A 26,099-nucleotide genomic window follows, 5' to 3' on the forward strand; every position below is an offset into this window, starting at 1 on the left:
ATTATCCACGCACCGAGTCGATAGCCCAGAACACCGCTTCGGGAGTTGCCGGAGACGCCAGTTGAACCGAAGATCCTTCCGGGCCAAAAGCAGCGACCGCTTGGCGCAGTGCTTCACGCACCGAGAAGGCCAGCATCAGCGGCGGTTCGCCGACCGCTTTGGAGCCGTACACCGCGCCTTCCTCATGTGCCTTGTCCAACAAGGCAACGTTGAAGACTTCTGGCATCTCGGAGAAGCTCGGGATCTTGTAGGTGCTGGCCGCCTGGGTGGCAACGCGCCCGCGGCCCGGACCATCGGAGGTATCCCAGCGCAGGTCCTCCAGGGTCAGCCAGCCGGTGCCCTGGACGAAACCGCCTTCGATCTGTCCCAGGTCGATCATTGGCGAGAGCGAATCACCCACGTCATGAACGATATCCACCCGGCGCAGGACATAGGAGCCGTCAAAGGCGCTGACCTCCACCTCGCTGGCGGCCACCCCGTAGGCAAAGTACTTGAACGGGCTTCCGGTCATGCGCGACAGGTCCCAATGCAATCCCTCGGTCCGGTAGTACCCGGCGGCCGAGAGCTGGATGCGCTGCATGTAGGCATCGCGGACCACGTCGTTCCATTCGAGTTCTTCGGTCTTGCCCAATGCGGTGATCTTGCCGTGGGCACAGCGGATATCCGCGGCCGGGACGCCGAATTTGCCGGCGGCTACCTGGGCCACCCGGGCCTGGATCTGCTCGCAGGCATCCTTGACCGCGCCACCGTTCAAGTCGCTGCCCGAGCTGGCCGCGGTGGCCGAGGTGTTAGGCACCTTGTCGGTGCGCGTTGGGGCAATGCGCACGCTGGATAAGGGCACTCCCAGGCTGGTGGCCGCCACCTGCAGCATCTTGGTGTGCAGGCCCTGGCCCATTTCGGTGCCACCGTGGTTCACCAGTACCGAACCGTCCTTATAGACCAATACCAGCGCCCCGCCCTGGTTGAAGGCGGTGAGGTTGAAGGAGATGCCGAACTTCACCGGAGTGATCGCCAGCGCTCGCTTGCTGTAGGGATTGTTCGCGTTGAACTCGGCAATTTCTGCTTCGCGCGCTGCCACGTCCGCTGAGTCGAGGACCTGCTGCCAGGCCGCCTCGATGCGCTCGGGATGGCGCACCGGCTGGTAGTACGGGGTGTCCTGGCCTTCGGTATAGAAGTTGAGCCGGCGCAATTCCCGGGCCTCGATGCCCAGCTGCGGTGCCACGCGTCCCAAGATATCTTCCATCACCAACATGCCTTGCGGACCGCCGAATCCACGGAACGCGGTCTGCGAGGTCTTATGGCATTTGGCCACCCGCCCGGAGACCCGGACATTCGGAATCCAGTAGGAATTGTCGATATGGCACATGGCACGGGTGAGCACCGGTTCAGAAAGATCCAGGCTCCAACCGCCATCGGCAGTCAGCTGGGCATCCAGCGCAAGGATTCTTCCCTGTTCATCAAAGCCGATTTTCCAGGTGGCGTAGAAGCCATGGCGCTTGCCGGTCATGGTGATATCCAAGGTGCGATCCAAGCGCACCCGCACCGGCCGCCCGGTCAGCTGGGCGCCCAGGGCGGCCACCGCTGCATAGCCGTGCGGCTGCATTTCCTTGCCGCCAAAGCCGCCGCCCATGCGCAGAACCTGCACGGAAATTTCATGCGCTGGCACACCGAGCACATGCGAGACGATGTCCTGGGTTTCGGTGGGGTGCTGGGTTGAGCAGTGGATCAGGATCTGTCCGCTCTCATCGATCAGCGCCAGCGAGTTCTGCGTCTCCAGGTAGAAGTGCTCCTGCCCGGCAAAGTCGAAGTCGCCCTCGAAAACATGGGCGGCCTGCTCGAACCCGGCGTCCCAATCGCCCTTCTGGATCACCGGCTGGATGCCATGGAAGCTGTTGGCTTTGATGGCATCTTGCACGGTGATCAAGGATTCCAGAGGCTCATAGTCCACCGAAACCGCTTTGGCTCCGGCCTTGGCGGCTTCCAGGTCTTCGCCGAGTACCCAGGCCACCGGCTGGCCATAGAACATGACTTCATCCACCGGAAGCAGCGGCTCGTCATGCTTGGCGCCCTGGTCATTCACGCCGGGGATATCAGTGGCGGTGATGACCTTGATAACGCCCGGGACATCTAGCGCTGGCGCGGTATCAAGGCCCAGGATTCTTGCGTGGGCCACCGTTGATTGCACCGGGTAGGCGTGGAGAACTCCGACCAGCCGGTGGGCCAGATCATCGGTGTACAGGGCGGTGCCGGTAACGTGGGCCGCCGCCGATTCATGGCGGTGGCGCTGGCCGGCAATCGACGCTTTGGGGCGTTGGGATAGCTGGCTCATGGTTGCACCTCCTTGCTTGGGGCTGACACCGCTAGTTGTTGTGCATAAAAACGTTCCAGGGATGAGGCGAGCATGGCTTTGCGGTACTTCGCACTGGCACGATGGTCATCCATCGGGGTGCCTTCGCCGGCCATCACGGCGGCCGCGGCACGAATCGTTTCCAGCGTCCAGGGCTTGCCTTCCAGCATGGCTTCGGTGGCCACGGCACGCAGCGGCGTGGCGGCCACACCACCCACACCGATACGCGCGGAAGTGATCACCCCGTCCACCACGTTCAATGCGTAGCCCACGGCTACCGAGGAAATGTCGTCGAAGCGCCGCTTGGAGATCTTCTGGAAGCTGGTGCGGGGTGCCAACGGCAAGGGAATGCGGATCGCGGTGATCAGCTCGCCGGCGCCGCGCACGGTCTGCCGGTACCCGGTGAAATACCCGGCGAGTTCCACCACGCGCTGGCCGTGCGAGCTGGTGAGCACCAGCTGCGCTTCCAGGGCCAGCAATGCCGGCGGGGTGTCGCCGATCGGAGATCCGGTGCCCAGGTTGCCGCCCATGGTCGCCGAGTTGCGGATCAGCCGGGACGCGAACTGTCCGAAAAGCTGCCCCAGCAGTGGCACCCGACCTGCCAGTTGGCGTTCGATCTCGCTGAGGGTCAGGCTCGCGCCGATCTCAAGGAAATCTTTGCCCCAGCGCAGTTGGCGCAGTTCGTCGAGCCGGTCGATGGCCAGCACGCTGCGAGCGCGGGCGCCCTTGATATTGACATCCACTGACCAGTCGGTGCTGCCAGCCACGACGCTGGTGGCCGGTTCGTCAGCCAGGATCTGCAGGGCTTGGGCCAAACTGGCCGGGCGGCGGAAGCGTCCGAGCTCCCCGGTGGGGGTATCGGCGGCCTGCAGGTCGGTGGCCACCGGTGCCGGAGCGCCCTGGGACTGGCGGGCTGCCAAGGGATCGTCCTGGGCAGGATCGCCCAGCGCATAGGCGGCATCGCGAATCGGGCGATAGCCGGTGCAGCGGCACAGGTTCCCGGACAGCGAGTGCAGGTCGAATCCGTTCGGACCGCATTCGTGGTCCGCCGGTTGCTCACCGCTGCGCTGCTCGGCTCGTTCCGGCCGGTAGTACTCGGCGGCCATGGAGCAGATGAAGCCCGGGGTGCAGTATCCGCACTGGGAGCCGCCGCGATCAGCCATCTCCTGCTGGACCGGGTGCAGCTGATCCACGCTGCCCAGGCCTTCGGCGGTGATCACTTCCTGCCCGTCGAGCGCCGCGGCGGGCACCAGGCAGGCATTCACCGAGGTCCACCGGCTGCCGCCGGCGTCGCCGCGGGCCACCAGAATGGCGCAGGCACCGCATTCGCCTTCGGCGCAGCCTTCCTTGCTGCCTACCAGGCCCTGGTTGCGCAGGAAATCCAGCGCATTGCTGTGCGGTGGACCGGCGAAGTCCAGGTCGTTGCCGTTGACGGTGATCCGGCAACCGGTTTTCAGGGAATTTTCGGCATTCATGCCGTTGACACCTCCTGCGCCCGCTCAACGGGCGCACCATGAATGATTTGGATACTGTGCGGGAAAAACCGCGCTTAGTGTCCGTGCGCGATCTGGCCCTTGGACCAGGCGATGCATTCACCCATGAGCAGTTTCTCCTTCATTCCCGTGCTGGACTCAAATATAACCCGGATCACATCAACCCATCAGCAGGGTCAGCGGTCCTCGCGCGAAGTACACCAGGAAGCCGGCGGCCACGATCCACATCAGCGGGTGCACCTTCTTGTGCCGCCCGGCGGCGGTATTGACCACCACCCAGGCGATGAAGCCCGCGCCAATGCCGTTGGCGATCGAATAGGTCAACGGCATGGTGATCAGGGTCAGGAAGGCGGGCATGGCCGAGGAGAAGCGCTTGAAGTTGATCTCGCGGATCTGCGCGCACATCATGGTGCCCACCAGAACCAGCGCCGCCGCGGCCACTTCCATCGGCACCACCGAGGTCAGCGGCGTGAAGAACATGGAGCCCAGGAACAGCAGCCCGGTGATGACCGAGGCGAGCCCGGTGCGCGCGCCCTCGCCGATCCCGGCCGCCGAATCCACGTAAACCGTATTCGACGAGCTGGATCCAACACCTCCGGCCACCGCCCCCAGGCCCTCGATCACGAAGGCGGCCTTGAGCCGCGGGAATGTCCCGTCCTTGCTGGCCAGCCCGGCGTTCTTGGCCAGGCCGGTCATGGTGCCCATGGCGTCGAAGAAGTTCGTGAACACCAGGGTGAAGACCAGCATGGTCGCGGCCAGCACGCCGATCCGGCTGAAGGAGCCGAACAGGTCGAAGCCACCGGCCAGCGACAGGTCCGGCAGCGAGACGATCGTGCCCTGCAGCACCGGCATATTCAGGTGCCAACCGTGCGGGTTCGCTGCGCTGCTCGGCCCGATCTTGAACACCTGCTCGGCGATCACCGCCAGCACCGTGGAGATGACGATGCCGATCAGGATTCCGCCTTGCACCCCGCGGGCCACCAGCCCGCCCATGATCAGCAGGCCCAGCACGAAGATCATGGTCGGGATCGAAACGATCGATCCGCCATCGCCCAGCTGCACCGGCGGTCCGGCTTCGGTGCGCGTGACAAAGCCGGAGTCCACAAAGCCGATGAAGGTGATGAACAGGCCGATGCCCACCGTGATGGCGGCCTTCAGGTCCTTCGGGATAGCCCGGAAGATCGCGGTGCGGATGCCGGTCATCCCGAAGAGGACGATCAGCACGCCGTTGATCACCACCAGGCCCATGGCTTCGGGCCAGGTGACTTCCTGCACCACCGAGACGGCCAGGAAGGAGTTCATTCCCAGTCCGGCGGCCAGGGCGAAGGGCAGGTTGGCAATCACCCCGAAGAGGATGGTCATCACCGCCGCGGTCAGCGAGGTCATCGCCCCGACCTGGGCGGCCGGCAGCCAGTTGCCGGCCACGTCCACCGGCGCGGCGTCGGGGCTGAAGCCGCCGATGATCAGCGGGTTCAGGATGACGATGTAGGCCATCGTGAAGAAGGTGACCAGCCCGCCGCGTACTTCGCGGCCCAGGGTGGATCCGCGTTGGCTGATGCTGAACAGCGAGTCCAGCAGTTTCCCGGCTCCGCCCGGTTGCGGCGCGGAGTTGGCAACGTCGTGCTTTTCGCTGAGCGTTGTCATGGCCGGCGCCTAGTAATCGGTGCGGGATTCCAGCGAGTCCCAAGCCTCGAATGGCCTGAGGTGTGCAACGGCGGCATCTTCGAAATGCCGCACCGGCATCAGGGCGTGGTCCGAGCCTGCCTCGAAGTATTCGTAGAACACCGCGTCGTCAAAGCCTGCCTTGGCGGCATCGTGGCGGTCGGCGGCGAAGTAGACCTTGGAGATGCGGGCCCAGAGCGAGGTGGCCAGGCACATCGGGCATGGTTCGCAACTGGTGTAGAGAACGCAGCCGCTCAGATCGAAGTTCTCCAGCGCGGCGGCAGCGGCGCGGATGGCGACCACTTCTGCGTGGGCCGAGGGGTCATGGCTGGCAGTGACCCGGTTGACTCCCTCGAAAACCTGTCCATCGGGGGTGACGACCACGGCGCCAAAGGGGCCCCCGGCATTCTGGACGTTCTGGGTGGCAAGGTTGATGGCCATCGAAAGATAGTCTTGGCCAGTGGTGTTAACGCTCATCGCGTGTCTCCTCATGCTGTAGACAAGCACGAGGCATCATCCGGTGACCCGTGGTGATCCGGCCGTACTTGTCTGCTGAATTTATCAGTTGCACGCCCGGTAGATAGCGACCCTGTCAGGGTGCCCGCCATAGACACGTATGAGAGTATCAGCGTGATCTGGGTCTCGCAATGTTTTTTGAGATTGTTTTTTCACATTATGAATAATTGGCGATTTTCCGCGTTTCCATCGCATTACAAATCTCTATCGGCCCCAAAAGCGCACCCGTGAGTTTAAATTCCCCTCGGTGCAACAACCATTGCACGTTCGTGAAATACCGCTTTGCCATGCTCTAAGCATCAGTTACCTGCGAAGGGAAAGAATGCCGTGAGCTCACAAGTAGACCCGGGAACGCAACTGCGCACCGACACCGCACCATCCCTGGATATCCGCCCCGGACGATGGATCAACAACTGGACCCCCGAAGACCCTGCCTTCTGGAACAGCATCGGCCAAAGCACCGCCGGCCGCAACCTGAAGTGGTCGATCTTCGCCGAATTCCTCGGCTTCAGCGTCTGGCAGCTCTTTGCCATCGTGGTCGTCTACCTGCCCACCGCCGGCTTCGAATACAGCACCTCCCAGCTGTTCTGGCTGATCTCCATGCCAAGCCTGGTGGGCGCCACGCTGCGCATCCCCTACACCTTCATGGTCGCCCGTTTCGGCGGACGCAACTGGACCATCGTCTCCGCCCTGCTGCTGCTGATCCCGGCGGTCGGACTGAGCTTCGCCCTGGCCAACACCAGCACCTCCTTCGGCGTGATGCTGCTGCTGGCAGCGCTGACCGGCTTCGGCGGCGGAAACTTCGCCTCCTCGATGGCCAACATCACCCACTTCTATCCCGCCGCGCAAAAGGGCTGGGCCCTGGGCCTGAACGCCGCCGGTGGCAACCTCGGCGCCGCCGTCGCCCAGCTGCTGGTCCCGATCGCCATCACGATCTTCGCCGCCGGCTCGCTGCAGCTGCCCCTGGCCGGGGTCATCTGGATCCCGCTGATCCTCATCTCGGCCTTCGGCGCATGGCGCTGCATGCACAATCTGACCTCGGCCAAGTCCGATGTGCGCGGAGCGATCGCCTGCCTGAAGGAAAAGCACCTGTGGATCATCGCCTGCCTGTACGTGGGAACCTTCGGCTCGTTCATCGGATTCGCCGCCGTCTTCCCCAAGCTGATCGTTGATACCTTCCCCGACTTCTCCCGCATCCCGCTGGGCACCGCCACCCTTACCCTGGCCTTCCTCGGCCCGCTGGTCGGCTCGCTCTCCCGCCCTTACGGCGGCAAAATGGCCGACCGCCACGGCGGCGCGAAAATCACCGTGCTCTCGCTGGCCGCCATGGCGCTGATCACCGCGCTGGTCGTGGTGACCCTGCCGCTGGCCAACTTCTGGCTCTTCCTGGCCCTCTTCCTGATGCTCTTCGCCGCCACCGGCATCGGCAACGGATCCACCTACCGGATGATCCCGGCGGTCTTCGCCCTGGGCGTGGGCTCCAAGGGGGCCGAAGCATCACGCAAGTCGGCGGCCGCGCTCGGACTGATCTCCGCGATCGGCGCCTACGGCGGATTCCTGATCCCGCAGGCACTGGGGCTGTCCATGTCCAGCGCCGGCTCCTACACCCCGGCATTCATCGTCTTCATCGCCGCCTACCTCGGGCTGATGCTGATGACCTGGTTCAACTACGCTCGCCGCGGGACCCGATTCGCCCAGCATGGAGTCTAAGATGACCGCCACACACTGCCCCTACTGCGCCCTGCAGTGCGGCATCACCCTTCAAGGCCCGGCCGGCGCAACCACCCTGGGCGGCCGGGACTTCGAAACCAATGGCGGGGCCCTGTGCCGCAAAGGCTTCAGCGCCGCCAAGCTGCTGGGCCACCCCGATCGCATCACCTCCCCGCTGCTGCGCCAGGCCGATGGCAGTTTCACCGCCATCGGCTGGGACACCGCACTGGATCTGGTGGCTGGCAAAGCCCGCGGCATCCGCGAAGAGTCGGGGGCCGACGCCGTCGCGATGTTCGGCTCCGGCTCGCTGACCAACGAAAAGGCCTACCAGATGGGCAAGTTCGCCCGCCTGGCCCTGGGCACCTCGCGGATCGACTACAACGGGCGATTCTGCATGTCCTCCGCGGCCGCCGGCACCAACAGGGCCTTCGGGCTGGACCGCGGGCTGCCCTTCCCGCTGGCCGACCTGGATGACGCAGGAATGATCCTGATGCTCGGCTCCAACGTCGCCGACACCATGCCGCCCTTCGTCCGGCACCTGCAAACCGTGCGGGAACGCGGCGGGCTGATCGTGGTTGATCCCCGCCGATCGGCCACCGCCAAGCTCAGCGCCGACGGCGCCGGATGGCACCTGCAGCCCACCCCGGCTACCGACCTGCAGCTGCTGCTGGGCCTGGCCCACGTGGTCATCGCCGAATCCCTGATGGACACCGATTACCTCGCCGCACGCACCACCGGGCTCCAGGTACTGCGCTCGTCGGTGGCCGCCTGGTGGCCGGAGCGCACCGCAAAAATCACCGGTGTTCCCGCCGATCGCATCCGCCGCACCGCCCGTGCCCTGGCCGCCGCCGCCCGCGAAGCCAAGAATGGCGGCCACCCGGTGTACATCCTCACCGGCCGCGGCATCGAACAGCACTCCAACGGCACCGACACCGTCACCGCCGCCATCAACCTCGCCCTGCTCCTGGGCCTGCCCGGAACCCTGGCCGGGGGCTACGGCACCATCACCGGCCAGGGCAATGGCCAGGGCGGCCGCGAACACGGCCAGAAATGCGACCAGCTGCCCGGCTACCGCAAGATCGCCGACCCGGAACACCGCGCCCAGGTGGCCAAGGCCTGGGGCGTTGACCCCAAGATCATTCCCGGCCCCGGCATCCCGGCAGTGCAGCTGCTCACTTCCCTGGGCACCGAGGGCGGGCCGCGCATGCTGATGGTCCACGGCGCCAACCCTGTGGTCTCCGCCCCGGATGCCACCCAGATCCTTGCCGCACTGCGCCGCCTGGACTTCCTGGTGGTCGCCGACTTCTTCCTCTCCGAAACCGCCGCCGAAGCCCACCTGGTGCTCCCGGTCCTGCAGTGGGCCGAAGAGGAAGGCACCATGACCAACCTGGAGGGCCGGATCCTGCGCCGCCGCGCCGCGATCGAGGCACCCGGCGAGGCCAAAAGCGAATTGTGGATCTTCTCCCAATTGGCCCGACGGCTGCAGGCCCCGGGCACCTTCTCCGCTAGCGCCGCCGAGGTGTTCGAGGAACTGAAGCTCGCCTCGTCCGGCGGGATCGCCGACTACTCCGGCGTGGACTGGCACGACGTGGACCAGGGCGCGGCGATCTACTGGCCCTGCCCCGAAGGCAGCGCGATCAGCACCGAACGCGGTGCCCGCAATGGCACTCCGCGGCTGTTCCTCGACCGCTTCGCGCACCCGGATGGCAAGGCGAAGATCCTCGCGGTCCACGCCCCGAATACCATGCCGGCCAAGCAGATCTCGCTGGTCACCGGCCGCCTGCTGGAGCACTACCAGTCCGGCGCGCAGACCCGCCGCGTAGACGAGCTGGCCGCGGCCGCCCCGGAAGCCGCTCTGGAAATCCACCCGAGCACCGCCTTGGCCCACCGCATCAGCGATGGCCAGATGGTGAAGGTCTCCAACCAGCGCGGCACCACCATCGTGCGCGCCAAGCTCACCGCTGACATGCGGCTGGACACCGTGTTCCTGCCCTTCCACTATCCCCGGGACGGCACCGCCAACCTGCTGACCAGCCCGAGCGTGGACCCGTTCAGCTCGATGCCCGAATTTAAGCATGCCCATGTGTCTCTGAACCCGATCGAGGGAGAATCATGAAGCGCCCTGAACAGATGGTGATCATCGGCTTCGGCCCGGTCGCCGCCTCACTGGTCGAGGGCCTGCTGCCTTCGGTGGCCGCCGGCGACTGCGAACTGACCGTGGTCAGCGCCGAAGAGCACCTGGCCTACAACCGGGTCATGCTTGCCGAACTGGCGATCGGCGCCGCGCAGTTCGAGCACCTGCGCATGGTCGACGCCGCGCGCCTGGTCAACGCCGGAGTGAAGCTTCGACTCGGCGCCCAGGCCACCGGCGTGGACCGGGCACGGCGCCGGGTGCTGATCCGCGGCCAGGAACCGGTGTCCTATGACCGGCTGGTGTTCGCCACCGGCGCCCGCGCCATGATCCCCACCCTGAACGGGCTGAACTTCGATCCGCATGCCGATGCCGAACTGCCCGAGGGCGTTTTCGCCCTGCGCACCGTGCACGACGCGCAGAAATTGCGCAGCGCCTTGGCCGCCGAACGCCGGGTGCTCATCCTCGGCGGCGGCATCCTGGGCATCGAGGCCGCGCTGGCCATCGCCGCCGCGGGCGGTTCGCCCACGCTGATCCACCATGGCGCCGCCCCGCTGGGCCGCGTGGTGGATGCCGACGGCGGAGCCCTGCTCACCCGCTGCCTGAAACAGGCCGGAGTGGAAGTGATTTCCGGGGTCAAGGCCACCGGAATCACCAAGGACGACAACGGCTTCAGCGCCCTGTCCACCTCCACCCACGGGCAGATCCCCGGCGGCGCCCTGCTGATTTCCACCGGCGTCCGCGCCCGGACCGAGCTCGCCGCAGGCTGTGGCCTGGCCGTGGGCCGCGGCATCAAGACCAACCAGTTCCTCTGCGCCGATACCGAACAGCGCATCTACGCGCTCGGAGATTGCGCCGAGGTCGATGGCCAGCCGCCGGTCGGCCTGCTCGCCCCGGGCTGGGCCCAAGCCAGCTGGCTGGCGCAGCACCTGTCCACCGATGCCGAACTCCCGGCCCCGGATTTTTCCGCCTCCGACGTGCTCATGCTCAAGGGCCAGGGCATCGAGGTGGCCGCCGCCGGCGATATCAGCGCCGGCTTCTGGGACCGTCCCGAACTGCAAGCCACGATCTTCGCCGACCCCGCCTCCGGCCGCTATCTGAAGATCGTCACGGACAACGATGTGGTCACCGGATTCCTGTCCATCGGCCTGCCGCAGACCAGCGCGGAGCTGATCCTCGCCTACGAACGCGGCTCGGCACTGCCCCAGGACCGCTCCACCCTGCTGCGCCTGGATGACCCTGCCGTCGATCCGGCCTCCTCGGTCCCTAGCGACGAGGACCAATTGTGCCGTTGCTCCGGAGCCACCTACGGACAGGTCGCGCATGCGGTCTCCGAAGGCTGCACCACCGTGGCCCAGGTGGGCGAATCCTGCCGCGCGGGCACCGGGTGCGGCGGCTGCAAGTCGAAGATCGAGGAACTGCTGAAAAAAGCACCCGCCTTGGCGTAGGACACTCCGCGGCACCCAGCAAAAAACACCGGGACGATTTCTCGTCCCGGTGTTCTTTATTGTTTTCGAGGTCGCTGCGAGCGCTAGAACTGTTCCATCCACAACTGCCCGTCGCCCTCGATGAGCTGGTGCATCGGCAGGGCCGGCGAATCGGCGTTCAGGCAGGCGCCGGTATCCAAGCGGAATACCTCCTTGTGCAGCGGGCAGGCGATGGTCGCTACCGGCTGGCCGTCAACCACGGTGCTGCCCAGGATGCCGCGGGCCATGACCTTGGCGCCGGTGGTCGGGCAGTGGTGCGAGGACGCGTAGAAAGCATTGGCATCGGTGCGGAACAGGGCCAGCTGGGCGCCTTTGAGCAGCAGGGCTTCGCCCCAGCCTGGCTCAAGCTCTTCGCTGCGGCATACCGGGGCGAAGGCCGGCGTCGTATCCACGGTCTTTTCTGCGAGGTTCAGGCTCATGAACATCGTCCTTAGGTAGTTGTTCGCTGATATACCGAGCCTAGAAGTTCCATGTTTCGCCCAAGGCCGTGGGCAGTTGCCAGTCGGTAAACCCTGGCTAACAGCCGCACCGTCCATGGTGAAATCCCGAATCGCCCGGAACACCGGGGTTTTTCGACCATGGCCCTGGCCCGCGCTTTACGCGGCTGAAATCCATGATTCCACCATGTTTCGCAGGTTTAACCGGGTGCCCGATGCTTGGGGAAGAGATTTACATCCGCCGAAACACAAGAGAAATTGCCCGGCAAAAACGGCTTTCTAGGCTGTAACCAAGAACCTGTTACATCCCGTTTCCCAGCGAAAGTCGAAATAGATCATGGGTACAACGAACACTGAACGTCGCATCTTGGTTATTGGCGGCGGCCCGGCAGCACATCGCTTCACCGAATCGCTGTCCAGCCGCGCCCCCCAGAACCTGAACATCACCGTGCTGACCGAAGAAGTCCACCTACCCTACGACCGTGTTGCCCTCTCCAAGGCGCTGACCGATCGCGACATCGACCTGACCCTGGGCGACACCGCGCTCTGGGAAGCCGAGCATGTCTGCCTGGAAACCGGGGCCAAGGCTGTCGCCATCGATGGCGAGCAGCGCATCGTCACCACCGAGGATGGCCGCACCTTCGGCTACGACGAGCTGGTGCTGGCCACCGGTTCGGATGCCGCGACCCTGGGCATCCCGGGCCACGAGCACAGCTTCGTCTACCGCACCCTCGAAGATGTCTGGTCGATCGCGGAAAAAATCGAAGAATTGAAAACCACGCTGGGCCGCACCCCGGTAGTCGCCACCGTGGGCGGCGGCCTGCTCGGGCTGGAAGCGGCCGCCGGCGCACAGGCCCTGGGCGCCCAGGCCGTGGTGATCAACAGCGGCAAGTGGCTGATGAACGCCCAGCTGGATGAAGGCGCAGGTCAGGCCATGGGCCGTCTGATCAACGACACCGGATTCACGATCCACGCTGGCTTCCGCCCCAAGGAAATCATCTCCGAGTCCGGCAATGTCACCGGCATCGTCCTGGCCAACGACGAGGTGGTCGAGGCCGATATGGTCGTTGTCTCCATCGGCCTGACCCCGCGCGACGAGCTCGCCCGCCGCTACAACCAGGAGCTAGAGCTCTCCGGCAGCGATGCCCCGCGCTTCACCCTGGGCCCTCGCGGCGGTGTTGTCATCAATGCCAACTGCGCCACCGACATCGAACACATCTGGGCGGTGGGCGAGGTCGCGAACTTCGACGGCATGTGCGTAGGCCTGGTCGCCCCGGCGAATTCCATGGCCGAAATCGTTGCCGAACAGCTCGCCGGCGGCCACGCCGAATTCGCCGGTTTTGATACTGCGACCAAGCTCAAGCTGTCCGGCGTTGACGTCGCCAGCTTCGGCGATGCCTTCGCCCAGTCCGACGGCGCGCTGGAAGTGGTCTACGCCGACGCCCCACGCGGCCTGTACCAGAAGCTCGTCGTGTCCGCTGATGCCAAGACCCTGCTCGGCGGCATCTTTGTCGGCGATGCCAGCCCGTACCAGTCGCTGCGCCCGATGCTGGGCCGCGAGCTTCCAGGTGAACCCGGTGCCTACCTCAGCGCCATCGGCGGCGAAGCGCCCGAGGGCGAACTGCCCGATGACGCGGTGCTGTGCTCCTGCAACAACGTGTTGGCCGGGGACATCCGCGATGCAGTCTCCGGTTGCGGCAGTTGCGCAGGCAACGATCCGGTCACCACGGTGGCGGGGCTCAAGGGCTGCACCCGAGCAGGCACCCAATGCGGTTCTTGCGTGCCGATGCTCAAGAAGCTGATGGAATCGCAGATGAAAAAGGACGGTGCCGAAGTATCCACTGCCCTGTGCGAGCACATCTCCTTCTCGCGTCCCGAGCTCTTTGAAGCCGTCCGCGTCGCCGGCGCAACGACCTTCGACGAGGTCATGGAACGCTTCGGTTCAGGATCAGGATGCGATATCTGCAAGCCGGTCATCGCCAACATCCTCTCTTCGCAGACCTCGGTGCACCCGATGGATGCCGGACTGGCCGGAGCCCAGGACACCAACGACCGCGTGCTGGCCAACATGCAAAAGGATGGCACCTACTCGGTGGTTCCGCGCATCCCAGGTGGCGAGATCACCCCGGAGAAGCTCGGCGTGATCGCCGCCGTCGCGCAGAAGTACGGCTTGTACACCAAGCTCACCGGCGGCCTGCGCATAGACATGTTCGGGGCCCGGCTTGAGCAGCTGCCTGAGATTTGGCGTGAACTGGTTGACGCCGGGTTCGAGTCCGGCCAGGCCTACGGCAAGTCCCTGCGCAATGTGAAAACCTGCGTTGGCTCTTCCTGGTGCCGCTACGGCATGCTCGACTCCACCGCGATGGGGATCAAGATGGAGCTGCGCTACCGTGGCCTGCGTGCCCCGCATAAGTTCAAGATGGGTGTCTCCGGCTGCGCCCGCGAATGCGCCGAGGCCCGGGCCAAGGACATCGGCGTGATCGCCACGACCGACGGCTGGAACCTCTACGTCGGCGGCAATGGCGGTGCCAATCCCGCGCACGCCCAGATGCTGGCCGGTGGCCTAGATGATGAGACGCTGCTGAAGTACATCGACCGCTACCTGATGTACTACATCCGCACCGCCGACAAGCTGCAGCGCACCGCGCACTGGCTCCAGGACCTCGACGGCGGGCTGGAACGGGCCAAGCAGATCGTCGTCGACGATTCGCTGGGCCTGGCGCAGGAGCTGGAAGAGGCCATGGAAGCCCACGTGGCCAACTACGAAGATGAGTGGGCCGCTACCTTGGCCGACCCGGTCAAGCTCAAGCGCTTCCGCTCCTTCGTGAACACCGCGCAGCCGGATACGGATCTGGAATACGTGTCCGAGCGCGGCCAGCGACGCCCCGCCGAGCCGGTGTCGCTTGGCACCAGCATTCCGGTTGGAGCGCCGCAGCGCTAAACTGCCCGATCCGCCCGCGTTGCTACCAGCGCGGGTGGATTTGCGCGCGCAGCTTCGTATCGTAGAGATCGCGCACCGAGGCATTGAAGCCCCCGGAGATTTCCAGCGATCCAGCGGCCGCGTTGGCGCGCGCCTGTTCCGGGTTGCGTGCCCCGGGAATGATGGTGCTGATCCCGTCCTGTGCAGCCAGCCAGGCCAGAGCCACCCGTGCGCTGGTTGCCTCTGGGGCTTCGGCCGCTGCCAGCTGGGCGAATTCGCCCGCCGCTGCCACACCGGTCGCATAGTCCACGCCCGAGAAGGTCTCCCCCACATCGAAGGCCGAGCCGTCGCGGTTGTAGTTGCGGTGATCGTCCTTGGAAAATTCGGTCTGCAGGGAATACCGGTTAGTCAGCAGTCCGCTGGCCAGCGGAACGCGGGCAATGATTCCGACGCCCGCCTCGCGCGCTGTTGGCAGAACAGCCTCCAGCGGTTTGTGGCGGAAGGCGTTGATGATGATCTGCACCGTGGCGATATTCGGCCGGGCGATGGCGGACAGGGCTTCCTCAACGGTTTCCACGGAGACGCCGTAGCTGGCCATGCGCCCTTCGTCCACCATCAGATCCAGCGCATCATAGGTGGCTTCGGTGGTGTACACCGGGGTTGGCGGGCAATGCAGCTGGACCAGGTCGAGGGTGTCCATGCCGAGGTTTGCTCGTGAGCGATCGTTCCATGCGCGGAATGCGTCGAGGTTGTAGTTCTCTGGAATCTGATCAACCCGGCGTCCCATTTTGGTGGCGACAGTGACGTCGGCTTCTGGATTGTTCTTCAGCCAAGTGCCGATCAATTGTTCGCTTCGGCCATCTCCATACACGTCGGCGGTGTCGAAGAAGTTCACGCCGGCTGCGTAGGCGGAATCCAGTACTGCAAGAGCATCCGATTCCTCGACCGATCCCCAGTCAGCTCCCAGCTGCCAAGTTCCCAAGCCGATGACCGATACGTTGCGTTGTGTTCGTCCAAGTTCTCGTTGTTGCATGGTTTCGAGTGTAGTGCGCCACCATGATCGGAGGCGATGCGTTTGACCTTTCTCGACACAATCAGCGTTTCCGTCATGATCTTTCTGATCCATTCGATAGAATATTCGGTATCATCACAACACTGAGGAGATCATGCTTCCCACCATTTTTGCGCTCCTATGCACTTTCATCGGCCTGATCGTCATGATTGCCGGCAAGTCAATGAAACCCGCAAACAAGAACCGCAGCGCCACCCGGGCGACCGGTGTCGGCATCTTCGTTGTCTCGCTGATCGTTGTGGCCATCATGTCCACCACCATCGTCCAGCCTCGCACCGTTGGCGTGAAGGTTGCCCTGGGCAAGCCGACTTCTGTAGTCAGCAACGGCTTCCACTTGAAGTGGCCATGGGAAAAGGTCGAGAAGCTGGACGGTTCCGTGCAGAACGACGTCTATTCCGGCGATAGCGGCATTCCCGTTCGCCTGGGCAACAACGGCCGTGCCAATGTCGATGCTTCGATTCAGTGGCAGCTGAAGACCGATGACGCGATGGACGTCTTCTTGGACTACCGCACTTTTGAAGGTATCCAGTCGAACCTGGTGGATCGGAACTTCCGCGCGACTTTGAACGAAGTCATGGCGACTTACGATCCGCTGGCCTACACCGAACCATCCAAAGGTGGACAGGATCTTGAGGGCCTGGCCAATGCAGTGCAGGAAAAGATGCAGGCCGAGGTCAAGACTCAGATCGAGATTCGCTCAGTCACATTGCCAATCATCAACTTCGATGAACCAACCCAGAACCGCATTAATGAGCTTCAGGCAGAAGCCGCCAAAACGCGCGTAGCTGAACAGCGCAAGCAAACCAGTACCGCTGAAGCCGAAGCCAACGAGATTCTGGAGCGGTCTTTGACCCCTGAGACCCTGACTTCCAAGTGCTTGGACATCGTTGCTGAATCCAACCAGAGCCCGATTGGGTGCTTCCCGAATTCTGGAGTTCAGCCAATTACCATGACCGGCGACAATAACAACAAGTAGTATTTACCGTTTGGTCCCCATCGCCCCGGTGCTGAACTGGGGCGATGAGTGTATCCAGCTGGCAATCATTGGCTCTTCGGACTCCTCAGGCGGGGGTTTCCTCGTTGCCCGGCGGACTGCTGGTGTCTGGTGGCTGATGCAGCCACTCTTCGAATGAGTGCACCCAGTCGGCTTCACTCATGCATTGCGGGTAGGGCTTGTGCGCGAATCCTGTCGCAGGTGGCGCGGTGGAGTGATAGGTCGGGCCCATTCCGGTCGCGATTTTCATCTGGTGTGGGCCGGTTGAGATGACGATTTCCTGCCATCCGGGGGTTTCCTTGGTCTGGTTGCAGAATTTGCAGCGTCCATCGGAGTTGATCACGCAGGTGTGCCCGCCGAGATGGGCTTGGGTGACGTGGTCGATTTCTTCGATCATGCCGTCGCAGAACGGGGTGCGGCACCGGCGGTCGCGCATCTTGATGAACTTCTTCATCTTCTCCGGGAAGATCCGCGCTTTGGAGTCCATCGCGATCAGGTCCTGGTCTCCTGGAGCGGTATACAGGCGGATGAGTTCCACAGTGGCTTCCAGTTGCTCGATGAAGGCCGGGGAGCGGGTTTTCGCCATTTCGGCCAGGGTCATGTTGTTGCTGATCTCTTCTCCGGCGGCCAGTTCCCGGGCGTACTGGGGTGCGATCACGCCGTAGCCTTCGAGGTAGGCGGGCTGCCGGTCGCCGAGGAACAGGGTCTTATCGGTCATGATCAGCCCGATCGTCAGGTTCACCGGGACTTTGGCGTCGGGGTTGGTGCAGAAGCTGGCGAGGTAGTCTGCTTCTATCTGGGCGCGGGTGCGTTCATCGCCTGCGGCTTTGAGGCTTTGGGATGTGGCTTTGATCTGGTTTTTCATGGCGATGCCAGCGGCCAGGGGCAGGTGCGCGTGCAGGGTCATGGTGCCGGTGGCTGCGTGCGGGGTGAATTTCACGTGGCGTTGTTCGTCGGCGGCTTTTTGCTCTTTGCACTGGTCGTCGCTGCCGTAGGCGAGGGTGAAGTCCTTGACGGTGTCGCTGATTTTCCGGTGGCCCAGGTTGTGGAACATGGCCGGGTTCTGGGCGTAGAGGGTGTCGAATTCCTTGCGCCGGTCGGCTTTGACTGCGCGCAGCGGGGTGAGGATGGCGCGCATTTGTGTTTCGGTGTATTCGCCGCGGCTGTAGGCGGCGGCCAGGTGCGGGGTGTCGTTGAAGAGGATGCGGCAGTTTTCCAGGTAGGTGCCGTAGCCGTGGGGGTCGGCTTTGCGTGCTAGGGCGATGCCGGCGGCGGCGCCGCGGTTCAGCTGGGTGAATTTGCCTTTGCGGGTGTTGTTGCGGGTGATGTTGATTTCGGCTTGGTGGCTCAGTGCTGCTTTGTGGTAGTCCGCGGTGGAGGTGAGGGTTTCGAGCAGGCGGATGGCTTGGAGGCATTCTTCGGTGGTGCCTTCTTCTTCGATCCGGGCCAGGTCGGTTTCCAGGGCGCGGGCCACGGCGGTGTAGTTGCCGTGGTTCTGCGGGTTGGGGGTACCCGTGCGGGGGATCGTTGTTTCGGACATGTTCTTATTTTACGCCTGCTAGTCGAATATGTCTTCGAGTAATGGGTTGTGGGTGGATAACTTTTGGGACGCGGTAACGTCGCACGTGAAGTCTGGGTTTGGCGGTTGGACAAGGCCGGAAAAGCCGGGCAGAACGGGCGCAATCGAGGTTGTGGTGCTCGAATGCGCCCGCCGTCCGCGAACTAGCCTTGGGGCATCGGCCGATCCCCGGCCTGGCCCGGCTGTTCGGCGATGATCTGCACTTCCCGGCCCTGCTGGTCGTAGAGCTTGCCGTCCACGAGTCGATCGCCGTCTTCAAGGCCGTCGAGCTGGTACTTGTAGATGGAACGCTGCGAGGTTTCCTTCTTGCCCCAGGACAGCTCATTGAAGATGATGTTCAACAGCACGGCCATGATCGTGGCCGAAGAAATGCTCGACTGGAAGATCGTGCCGACCCAGGTGGGGAACGCGGCGTAGAAGTCGGGCTTGACCATCGGGATGCAGCCAAAGGCCAGCGAAGTCGCGATGATCAGCATGTTCATATTGTCGTCCTTGGCCTTGGCCAGGGTGCGGATGCCGGCAGCGGCGACCGAACCGAAGAGCACTACGCCGGCGCCGCCGAGCACCGGCTGCGGGATCGAGGCGATGACGCGGCCGAGCACCGGCAGCAGGCCCAGGACCACGAGGATGCCGCCGCCGGCAGCGACGACGAAGCGGCTCTTGACCCCGGTGATCGCGACCAGTCCGACGTTCTGCGCGAAGGCCGACTGGGTGAAGGTGTTGAAGACCGGGGCCACCGTGGAGGAAAGCATATCGGCGCGCAGGCCGTTGGCGATGCGCCGGGCGTCGACCTTGGATCCGGTGACTTCGGCCACCGCGAGCATGTCGGCGGTGGTTTCGGTGTAGGTCACCAGGATGACGATCATCATCGAGATGATGGCGCTGATCTCGAAGACCGGGGCGCCGAAGGCAAACGGGGTGGGCACCGCGAAGATGTCGCCGGTGAGCACCTGGGAGAAGTCGGCCATGCCCATGAAGACCGCCACGATCGTGCCCAGCACGATGGAGAGCAGGATCGACAGGCGCGAGAGGGCCGCGACGCCGGACTTGGACAGGGCCAGCAGGATGAGAAGGGTGATGGCCGCCAGGGTGATGTTCTTCATCGAGCCGTAGCTCTCGCCGGCCGCCGAGCCGCCCATGGCCCAATCCGCGGTGACCGGGAAGAGCGAGACGCCGATGATGGTGATGACCACGCCGGTGACCACCGGCGGGAAGAAGCGCAGGAGCTTGGCGAAGAACGGGGCGATCACGATGCCGATCGCGCCGGCGGCAAGCACCGCGCCGAAGACCGCGGGCATTCCCCCTCCGCCATTGAGGATCGCGATCATGGTGGCCACGCCGGAGAACGAGGTGCCCTGCACCAGCGGCAGCTGCGCGCCGAAGAACGGGATACCCAGGGTCTGCAGGATGGTGGCCAGCCCGCCGATGAACAGGCAGCAGGCCACCAGCACGCCCATCTGCGCGGTGTCCATGCCGGCCGCCGAGCCCATCACCAATGGCGGGGCGATGATGCCGCCGTACATGGTCAGCACGTGCTGGAAGCCGTAGGCCACCGTGCGGCCTGGGCTTAATCGTTCGTCTTCAGGTCTTGCGCTCATGAATTCCTCTGCGGTGGACTGCTAATTGGCGCCTCCCGCGTTGCCGGGATGCGCCCCGCCCTCAATTCTCCCGCATGAGCCCGATAGATCAGCTATCCAGCGTGCGCCCGGGCAGCTGGGTGTGCTCCACGAAGCGCACCATCATGGCCTTGAATCCGGGGGTGTTGGATTCGCGGGCCACCAGGTCGCGATGTACCAGCGCGTTGGCCTCCGGGTAGTAGGCGGCCACGCAGCCCTTGGCGGTCGGGTAGGAGACCAGGCGGAAGCGGTTGGCGCGGCGCTCGGTGCCGGCGAAGGTGGAGATCACATCGACCAGATCGCGATCATTGAACCCGGTGGCTTCCAGGTCCTCCGGGTTGATCAGGATGACGCGGCGGCCGTCCTTGATGCCGCGGTAGCGGTCATCGAGCCCGTAGAAGGTGGTGTTGTACTGGTCGTGGCTGCGCATGGTCTGCAGGATCAGGTGGCCTTCGGGGGCTTCCAGCGCCTCGAAGTCCGAGACGGTGAAGCGGCCCTTGCCGATATCGGTGGCGAAGGAGCGGGTATCGCGCGGCGGGTTGGGCAGCACGAAGCCGTTCTTATCGCGCACCCGGGCGTTGAAGTCCTCGAACCCGGGCAGCACCTTTTCGATGTGGTCGCGGATCACGTCATAGTCCTCGGCCATGGCCCGCCAGTTGATCGGGTGGTCCTCGCCCAGGATCGCCTGGGCCATGCGGGCGACGATCACCGGTTCGGCCAGCAGGTGCTCGGAGACCGGGGTGAGCCGGCCGCGCGTGGATTTGATGACCGACATGGAGTCCTCCACCGAGAGGAACTGCGCGCCGCCGGGGTGCTTGTCGTCCTTGTCGGTGCGGCCCAGGGTGGGCAGGATCAGCGAGGTCTTGCCGTGCACCACATGCGAGCGGTTGGGCTTGGTGGAGATGTGCACGGTCAGCTTGGCGCGCTGCATGCCTGCCTCCAGCGCTTCGGTGTCCGAGTTGGCCAGCGCGAAGTTCCCGCCCATGGAGACGAAGACGTCCACCTCGTCCTTTTCGAAGGCGTGCAGGGTTTCGGTGGAGTCGTAGCCGTGGGCGCGCGGGGAGCTGATGCCGAATTCCTGGTCGATTGCGGCCAGCAGCTTTTCGGTGGGCTTCTCCCAGATGCCCATGGTGCGATCGCCCTGGACGTTGGAGTGGCCGCGCACCGGGCAGGCGCCGGCGCCTGGCTTGCCGAAGTTGCCCTGGAGCAGCAGCAGGTTGATGATTTCCTTCAGCGTCGGCACCGAGTGCGGCTGCTGGGTCAACCCCAGCGCCCAGCAGATGATGGTCGCCTTGGATTTGATCAGCAGCTGCGCGATCTCGGTGATCTGCTCCCGGGTCAGCCCGGTGGCTTGTTCGGTAGCCTCCCAGTCCAGGGTGGCGCGGGCGTCGCGGTAGGCGTCGAAACCGTCGGTGGCCTGGCTGATGAACTCGTGGTCCACCACGCTGCCCGGGTTCTTCGCCTCTTCTTCCAGCAATAGGTGGCCGAAGGCCTGGAAAAGCGCGAGGTCGCCGCCGACCTTGATCTGCAGGTAGTCGCTGGCCACCGGTTCGGCTTTGCCGAGCATGCCGCCCACGGTCTGCGGGTCCTTGAAGCCGAAGAAGCCGGCTTCCGGCAGCGGGTTGATCGCGACCACCCGCGCCCCGCGCTTGCGGGCATCGGACAGGGCCGAGAGCATGCGTGGGTGGTTGGTGCCCGGGTTCTGGCCCACCACGAAAATCAGTTCGGTGTGCTCGAAGTCTTCCAGCGAGACGGTGCCCTTGCCGATGCCGATCGTCGGGTTCAGCGCGGTGCCCGAGGATTCGTGGCACATGTTCGAGCAGTCCGGCAGGTTGTTGGTGCCCAGCGAGCGGGCCAGCAGCTGGTACATGAACGCGGTCTCGTTGGCGGTGCGCCCGGAGGTGTAGAACACGCACCTCTGCGCGGTGGTGGCGTTCACGTGGTCGGCGATGGTGGAGAAGGCATCGGCCCAGCTGATCGGCTGGTAGTGGCTTTCGCCCTCGTGGATGATCATCGGCGTGGTGATCCGCCCTTGGGAGCCCAGCCAGTATTCGGTCTTGTCCTTCAGGACCTCGATGGGGTGCTGGGCGAACCATTCGGGGGTGACGGTGCGGGCGCTGGCTTCTTCGGCGATGGCCTTGGCGCCGTTTTCGCAGAATTCGGCCGGCTTGCGGCGTTCGGTGATGGACTCAGGCCAGGCGCAGCCCGGGCAGTCGAAGCCATTGTGCTGGTTCACGCGCAGCATCGAGCGCAAGGTGCGGCTGGGGCCGGCCTGGCTGAAGCCGCGCTCCATGGAGACCATGACTGCTTTGAGGCCCGCGGCGGCATGGGCAGGTTCGCTGACTTTCAGATCATCCTCGTTGATGTCTTTTTTAGGTGCCGAACGATGCATGAAACCCTCCTGGTGGTGACGCGACCGGTGCTGATATCCAGCTCACATATTACAAGGCTACGCCTTATTGATCCGATGCGCATGTGTATAAATGTTCACGCTCTGGCTGCGCGAAAAAGCCGCCAGCGTCAGGCCCGTCTCGTCGGCCAGATCCACAGCCAGCGATGAAGGCGCGCTGACCGCGGTGAGCACCGGAATCCCGGCCATCGCCGCCTTCTGCACCAGCTCGAAGGAGGCGCGGCCAGAGACCTGCAGCACCGTATCCTTCAGTGGCAGCCTCCCGGCGCGCAGCCCGGCGCCGATCACCTTATCCACCGCATTATGCCGCCCCACGTCCTCGCGCAGGATCAGCAATTCGCCGGTGGTGGAGAAGAGCCCCGCCGCGTGCACTCCTCCGGTGGAAGAGAACAGCTTCTGCGACGCGCGCAAGGTGTCGGGCAAATCCAGCAGGGTCTGAAGCCCGATCATCCCGGCTGAGGCATCCAGCTCGAACCCGGCCTTCTTGCGCACCTCGTCGATCGAATTGGTGCCGCAGATCCCGCAGGCCGAACTGGTCACCACATTGCGGGCCATGGCCAGGTCCGGCGGCGCCGCGCCGGGGCCCAGCTGCACCTCGATCACGTTGAAGGTCTGGTTGCCTTCCTCATCGGTACCCGCGCAGTAGCGCAGGGACAGCAGCTGCTCGGGCTCGCGGATCACGCCCTCGCCCACCAGGAATCCGGCGACCATGTCGAAATCGTCGCCCGGGGTGCGCATCGAGGTGGTGTAGGAAGTCTGGCCGAACCGGATTTCCAGCGGTTCCTCGCCGGCCAGTTTCTCCTCGCGCGGGCGCCAGCCGCCCTCTCGCGTAGCGCGGATAACCCGGCGGCGAACGATCTTACGGCCCATCTTGGCTGCTCCTTGCGGTGCTTCTTTTTGCTCTGGCCAATACTCGCACACCACTGGCAAAAACGCAGTCTCTGCTGTCCCTTCAGGACGCAAATCAGCGTGGGCAGCAATTGCTCAGTGGCCGCTGCGTACTCCCGCTGCCGTTTTTTCCTTGTGGGCGGCCAGCGGCAGCCTGGTATCGTCCCTGAGCTCCTTGAGCAGCGACATTCCCAGCAGCGTCACAATGGCCGTGAACGGGACGGCCGACAAGATGGCCGCCTGCTGCAGCGCTTCCAGGCCTCCGACCAGGAGGAGCACTATTGCGCAGACTCCGGTCAGCAGCCCCCAGATGGTCAGGATCGGGCGCTTCGGGTACATATTTCCGCCTGATGTCAGGGTCCCCAACACGTAGGTATTGGAATCTGCACCGGTGATGAAGAAGAGCACCACGAGAATCACGGTGAATGCCGAGGTCACCGCCGGCAAGGGCAGGTCAGCCAGCATCGCGAAGAAGGTGCTATTGGTATCGGCGAGGGTAGCCTGGCCAATGCCGGAGGAACCATGCATTTCCTGGTGCATCGAGGTGCCGCCAAAGATGCTGAACCAGATGCTGAAGACCAGCGACGGAACACCCATCACGGCAATCACGAACTCGCGGATCGTGCGGCCCTTGGAGATGCGCGCCAGGAAAATGCCGACAAAAGCTCCCCAGCTCAGCCACCAGGCCATCATGAAGTAGGTCCACCACTGCATCCACTGCAGGTCCTCGGCATTTGACGGCGTCAGCAGCGCCACCGCAGGGAATTCCGCCAGGAACTGGCCCATGGACCGGAAATAGATATTGCTGATGAATCCGGATGGACCGGAGATGAAGACGAAGATTCCGATCAGGGCGGCACCAATCATGGTGCCTTGGCTAAGCCATTTAATGCCCTTGCCCACCCCGGACAGGGCGGAGAGGGTGAAGATGATCGTCACGCCAGCGATGATGACGATCTTGACGAAGAGGTCCGTGGGAATGCCGAACAACCGGTTGAATCCCTCGGCGATTTGCGATGCGCCCAGCCCCAGGGACGTCGTCGTGCCAAAGAGCGTTGCCAGAACAGTGAAAACGTCGATGGTCTTGCCCAGCGCGCCATCCATTGATTTGCCCAGGATCGGGCGCAGCATCACCGAGACCAGACCCGAATTTCCGCGGCGGTGGGTTGAGTAGGCAATGGCCAGGCCGAAGACCCCGAAGAGCGCCCACGCGTTGGGTCCCCAGTCGAAGTAGGAGAATTGCAAGGCAAGAACCGCGGCATCCATGGTCCCTGGCTCGGCCCGGTTGTGCGGCGGATCCATGAAGTGGCTCATGGGTTCTGCCGCGCCATAGCTGATCAAGCCAATGCCCATGACCGCTCCGAGGATCATGGCAATCCACGCCCAGGTGGAGAACTCAGGACGATCATGGTCTTTGCCCAGCCTGATTCCACCGTAGCGCGAGAAGCCCAGGAACAGCATCAAGAAGATGCATCCGAGCGTGACCACCAGGTAGCTCCAGCCGAGGTTTTGCACAAACCACGAGGAAGCGCCGGACATCAGGTCGTTGAGCTGTTCCGGGGCAATCGCTGCCCACAACACGAACGCAACAACTAGCAGCAGTGAAATAGCCAATACGCTGCCCGGGCCATGGAGTTTCTGATAGACCTTCTTGGAGTCGGCCGAACTCGAAGCATGGTGCAATTCGCCACCGGTGAGGGTTGGTCCGCCCACCGGCCCCTGATTGCGGTTCGTGTCGATATTCATTTCCTTGAATTCCTTAGCAATAGTGGAACTTGCTCACGGCTGGCTTAGAGCGCTTGCAATTCTGCGCCGTCGAAGAACCGGCCCGCTTTGTAGATCATCGGTTCGATGTCCGCGACTTCCGAGTGCTTGACCTTGGCAATGAAGACGGTGTGGGTCTTGGCCTGGAAGCGCTCCTTGATTTCGGCCTCGATCGACGCAGCGGAACCGTCGAGCATCGGAGTGCCGTTCGGTCCCTCATGCCAGGCCAGGTTCGCGAATTTGTCGTCCGCCTTGGAGGCGAAGGTGCCCACGGTTTCACGCTGTTCGTTGCTCATGATGTTGATGCCCAGGTGCGTTGACTTGAAGAGTGAAGCGTAGGTGCTCGTCGTCTTCTGGACGCATACCAATACCAGTGGCGGCTCCAGGGAGACCGAGACGTAGGAATTCGCGGCCAGCCCTCGCGGTGCGCCGTTCTCGTCTTTTGTGGTCACCACGGTGACGCCGGTGATGAACTGCCGGTTGAACCCCTTGAGCTCCTCCAGGTTCGGAACCCCGCTCAGGTCGTCAACGACGATTCCGTCCTCCGGCGTTTCAAACGCCGATTTGAGCGATGGGACTCCCACGTCTTCCAGCAGTTCGCTCTGGTCCCATGTGACTTGCTCGGAAATGACCTTCCCGTCCTGGACTTTCAAGAGATTCGAACCCCGTGTTTCCACGCTGTGGCCGGTGGCCGGCACACCCTGCAAGGCGCTGGTGAAGGTTCCGTTCGTCCGCCAGAAGACGGCGATGGACTGTTCCGCGTCATCGACAAGCACGTGGTCGATCGTCGTAACCAGGTCGGGGAAGGCCTCGCGCACTGCCAGAATGTCGTCTTTCAAGGACTGCGCAGTCGAGACTTTCTTGGATTTGTTGCTGACTCGCTGGTACTGGGCGTGGAGGATGTCATCGAGTGAATCCACGTTGCCGTGGTCCCATGCTGCTTCCCATGAGGCGACGAGAGCATTCTTGACTTGCTGGAGTGAAAGCTGTGTTTGTTGCATGCAAGAAATGCTAGCAAAGCATGTGACATAGTCAACAGATTTCCAGAAATCTTTAAAAATTCTTGAATTCTC

General features: G+C 63.8%; 17 protein-coding genes. 5 read left to right on the forward strand and 12 right to left on the reverse strand.

Annotated elements, in window-relative coordinates; translation table 11 throughout:
- Position 1: 1 nt before the first annotated feature.
- From xdhB to OF385_RS13970, 4 genes are all read right to left on the reverse strand, one after another.
- A complete protein-coding gene (gene xdhB, locus OF385_RS13955) occupies positions 2-2,329 on the reverse strand; it encodes a xanthine dehydrogenase molybdopterin binding subunit (protein ID WP_264275912.1) in 2,328 nt (775 codons plus the stop codon).
- Entirely contained in the window at positions 2,326-3,822 is a 1,497-nt protein-coding gene (locus tag OF385_RS13960; RefSeq protein WP_264275913.1) for a xanthine dehydrogenase small subunit, read from the reverse strand. The genes xdhB and OF385_RS13960 overlap by 4 nt, the downstream gene beginning before the upstream one ends.
- A gap of 177 nt (positions 3,823-3,999) precedes the next feature.
- Positions 4,000-5,484: an NCS2 family permease gene (locus OF385_RS13965; protein WP_264275914.1), complete on the reverse strand. Its 1,485-nt coding sequence runs from the start codon at positions 5,482-5,484 to the stop codon at positions 4,000-4,002.
- 9 nt (positions 5,485-5,493) lie between these two features.
- A complete protein-coding gene (locus OF385_RS13970) occupies positions 5,494-5,979 on the reverse strand; it encodes a nucleoside deaminase (RefSeq protein WP_264275915.1) in 486 nt (161 codons plus the stop codon).
- Between the two features lie 366 nt (positions 5,980-6,345).
- On the opposite strand from OF385_RS13970, the gene OF385_RS13975 reads away from it, so the two are divergent.
- The 3 genes from OF385_RS13975 to OF385_RS13985 are packed head-to-tail and all read left to right on the forward strand — an operon-like array spanning position 6,346 to position 11,307.
- Positions 6,346-7,728, forward strand: a complete 1,383-nt coding sequence (locus OF385_RS13975; protein WP_319019136.1) for an MFS transporter — start codon at positions 6,346-6,348, stop codon at positions 7,726-7,728.
- Between the two features lies 1 nt (position 7,729).
- Positions 7,730-9,844 carry a molybdopterin oxidoreductase family protein gene (locus OF385_RS13980; RefSeq protein WP_264275916.1) on the forward strand — a complete coding sequence of 705 codons (2,115 nt, stop codon included), beginning with the start codon at positions 7,730-7,732 and terminating at the stop codon, positions 9,842-9,844.
- Positions 9,841-11,307, forward strand: coding sequence for an FAD-dependent oxidoreductase (locus OF385_RS13985; protein WP_264275917.1), 1,467 nt, complete (start codon positions 9,841-9,843; stop codon positions 11,305-11,307). The genes OF385_RS13980 and OF385_RS13985 overlap by 4 nt, the downstream gene beginning before the upstream one ends.
- 83 nt (positions 11,308-11,390) lie before the next feature.
- Here the strand turns inward: OF385_RS13985 and nirD are convergent, their stop codons facing one another.
- On the reverse strand, positions 11,391-11,765 hold the full coding sequence (gene nirD, locus OF385_RS13990) for a nitrite reductase small subunit NirD (protein ID WP_264275918.1): 375 nt from the start codon (positions 11,763-11,765) through the stop codon (positions 11,391-11,393).
- A gap of 355 nt (positions 11,766-12,120) precedes the next feature.
- On the opposite strand from nirD, the gene nirB reads away from it, so the two are divergent.
- The gene (nirB, locus tag OF385_RS13995; protein WP_264275919.1) at positions 12,121-14,724 is read left to right on the forward strand and encodes a nitrite reductase large subunit NirB; all 2,604 of its coding nucleotides are present in this window, start codon (positions 12,121-12,123) and stop codon (positions 14,722-14,724) included.
- A gap of 22 nt (positions 14,725-14,746) precedes the next feature.
- Here nirB and OF385_RS14000 read toward each other — a convergent pair whose 3' ends face one another.
- Positions 14,747-15,736: an aldo/keto reductase gene (locus tag OF385_RS14000; RefSeq protein ID WP_264275920.1), complete on the reverse strand. Its 990-nt coding sequence runs from the start codon at positions 15,734-15,736 to the stop codon at positions 14,747-14,749.
- 133 nt (positions 15,737-15,869) lie between these two features.
- On the opposite strand from OF385_RS14000, the gene OF385_RS14005 reads away from it, so the two are divergent.
- Positions 15,870-16,751, forward strand: a complete 882-nt coding sequence (locus tag OF385_RS14005; RefSeq protein WP_264275921.1) for an SPFH domain-containing protein — start codon at positions 15,870-15,872, stop codon at positions 16,749-16,751.
- An 85-nt stretch (positions 16,752-16,836) separates the two neighbouring features.
- Here OF385_RS14005 and OF385_RS14010 read toward each other — a convergent pair whose 3' ends face one another.
- From OF385_RS14010 to OF385_RS14035, 6 genes are all read right to left on the reverse strand, one after another.
- The gene (locus tag OF385_RS14010; protein ID WP_264275922.1) at positions 16,837-18,309 is read right to left on the reverse strand and encodes an HNH endonuclease; all 1,473 of its coding nucleotides are present in this window, start codon (positions 18,307-18,309) and stop codon (positions 16,837-16,839) included.
- Positions 18,310-18,491: 182 nt separating this feature from the next.
- Complete coding sequence (locus OF385_RS14015; RefSeq protein WP_264275923.1) at positions 18,492-19,946, reverse strand: nucleobase:cation symporter-2 family protein; 1,455 nt, start codon at positions 19,944-19,946, stop codon at positions 18,492-18,494.
- An 88-nt stretch (positions 19,947-20,034) separates the two neighbouring features.
- Positions 20,035-22,356 (reverse strand): FdhF/YdeP family oxidoreductase, encoded by a 2,322-nt coding sequence (locus tag OF385_RS14020; protein WP_264275924.1) that lies wholly within the window; start codon positions 22,354-22,356, stop codon positions 20,035-20,037.
- Between the two features lie 57 nt (positions 22,357-22,413).
- A complete protein-coding gene (gene fdhD / locus OF385_RS14025) occupies positions 22,414-23,244 on the reverse strand; it encodes a formate dehydrogenase accessory sulfurtransferase FdhD (protein WP_264275925.1) in 831 nt (276 codons plus the stop codon).
- Positions 23,245-23,358: 114 nt separating this feature from the next.
- Positions 23,359-25,008: a BCCT family transporter gene (locus OF385_RS14030; protein WP_264275926.1), complete on the reverse strand. Its 1,650-nt coding sequence runs from the start codon at positions 25,006-25,008 to the stop codon at positions 23,359-23,361.
- Between the two features lie 44 nt (positions 25,009-25,052).
- A complete protein-coding gene (locus OF385_RS14035; RefSeq protein WP_264275927.1) occupies positions 25,053-26,027 on the reverse strand; it encodes a flavin reductase in 975 nt (324 codons plus the stop codon).
- Positions 26,028-26,099 lie beyond the last annotated feature (72 nt).

Origin of the sequence: Glutamicibacter sp. JL.03c (assembly GCF_025854375.1) — a bacterium.
Classification (GTDB): domain Bacteria; phylum Actinomycetota; class Actinomycetes; order Actinomycetales; family Micrococcaceae; genus Glutamicibacter.